This is a genomic window from Acinetobacter sp. 1125_18A, assembly GCF_052824985.1.
Window position 1 is genome coordinate 1 of the sequence record NZ_VTDG01000036.1, and the last position, 2,104, is coordinate 2,104.

The window sequence follows — 2,104 nt, forward strand, 5'->3', positions numbered from 1 at the left end:
CGTCCAAGAATTGCAACTTTTTCACCTGCATGGATTTTTAACTGTGGAATGACTAAAGTTGGGCGTGGATCATCTTCAGTATATTTAAATACCACACCTTTAAAATCATAATCACCTGAAAGGACTTTACGTTGAATCAATTGTGCTCGATCAGGACGGTCTACAGGCTTTTGCATCAACTCATCTAAACCATTTTTAGCCACTTTAGCTTGCTGCCAACGGCCGAGCACACCTGTGACTTGTGAAATCGGTGCAAGCATACGCGAAGATAAAATCGAACACGCCACTAATGCCCCCGTGGTCATATCGCCTTTCATCACCGCAAAACAACCTACTAAAACCACAATTGCATAAGTCAGTCCTTGAATTTTTTGTGTCCAAGCATTTAACCAACCCACAATTTTACGTTGCCGCATACTGACATCGGCAGATACTTCATTCATGTGATTCCATTGATTTTGAAATCTGGCTTCAGCACGTAATAACTTGATATCCTCAATACCTTGAACTGCTTCGACCAAAATCGCGTTGCGAATCGCAGACTCTCGCATCCCTTCAGTGGCCAACTGGGCCAACTTTTTCTGCACCAAGAAGCCAGGAATAATCATCAATGGTACAACCAGTAACATCACCCAAAAGATGTTGCCCCCGATAATCCAAAAGATCGCTAAAAACAGGAAGAAAAACGGTAAGTCTGCAATTGCACTGATCGTTGTTGAAGTCACCAATTCACGAACACCTTCAAGTTCACGAATCTGTGAGATAAACGAACCTGTTGAACGGGCACGATCTTTATTACGGATCCGCAATGCATGACCAAAAACGCGGTCTGAAATCTTGAGATCTGCACGCTTACCAATAATGTCTGACAAATAAACTCGTGCAATGCGCAACACAAACTCAAAAACAGCTGCAATCAACACCCCACCCGCGAGTACCCACAAGGTTGGAATAGATTGAGAAGGCACCACTCGGTCATAGACTTGCATAGAGAAAATAATGGTCGCCAATGCCAGAATATTGGCAATCATTGAAGCAACCATGATGTCGGTATAACGTTTCCAATCTTTTAAAACGATGTCCCAGAACCAGCTTTTTTCATAAGGTTTGATATATTCATCAACACGTGCATCGGGAATCGATGTTTCTGGTCGAAAAATATAAACACGACTGGCATTGGCTTGAAGTTCATGCAAATTAAAAGTTTGTGAAAGACCTTGATCACCACTTAACTGTAAGCTTGCATTGCCCTCATTGTCGACTTTCTCGATAACCGCAACTTGACCATTATTAAATTCTACAACAACGGGCAACCTCCATGGATTCAGTACATCCGTGGTGAAGTCTGCTTTGCGAACATTCAAACCCACTTGACGGGTAATAATGGACAACATGTCATCAATATTTGTGTATTTATTCCAATCCAGTTGCAGACGAATTTGTTCTTCAGCAGGTTGCATCCGATAATGCTGAGCAACCGTAATGATCGCTTGTAACCAGGGTTGATAATTTAATGTTTTTGTATTCATGGTTGAACTTCAAACCCCTGAATTTGAGTGTTATTTAAATGATAAGCATTTCTACTTTTACCGGTTACCTTGATATACAAAGCGATCGTGTCATAGATATCAAAGCGTGCCGCTTCCCTTTCTATTCTTGAACTTTGATAAGATTGCTCTGAACTTAATAAATCTAAGATTGAACGCTTACCTAATTTATATTGTTCTTCATACAGCTCACGAGTTTTTGCTGTTGAACGTTCCCGATCCAATAAAACCCAGATCTGCTTATCTGTGTTTTCAATGCTTTCTCGCGCAATTTGTGTTTGATCCATAATATCTAGGTAAGTTGCATTCAACTTTGCACGTGCAGCCTGTTCAGCAAAATTTGCAGCCTTAACTTGAGATCCCAGTGCACCACCTTGATAAAAATTACTAGACATCTGCACGCCAACAGAACCATCAGTATCATTTTCTAAACCCGTATTTGGATTTTGACCATTCAATGCTTTGCTGACTGATCCCACCAATGAAATTGTGGGATAAGCACTCAATTGGGTTTGTTTCTTTTGGCTCTGCGCAACATCAATCTCTGCTTTTGCTGC

At 41.0% G+C, this 2,104-nt stretch carries 2 protein-coding genes; both read right to left on the bottom strand.

Features of this window, described 5'->3' with window-relative positions; translation table 11 throughout:
• A partial coding sequence (locus FY049_RS22105) for an ABC transporter transmembrane domain-containing protein (protein WP_446084418.1) occupies positions 1-1,529 on the bottom strand: 1,529 nt, incomplete at its 3' end.
• Positions 1,526-2,104: TolC family protein (locus FY049_RS22110; protein ID WP_446084419.1), on the bottom strand; the 579-nt coding region annotated here is incomplete at its 5' end. The genes FY049_RS22110 and FY049_RS22105, both read right to left, overlap by 4 nt.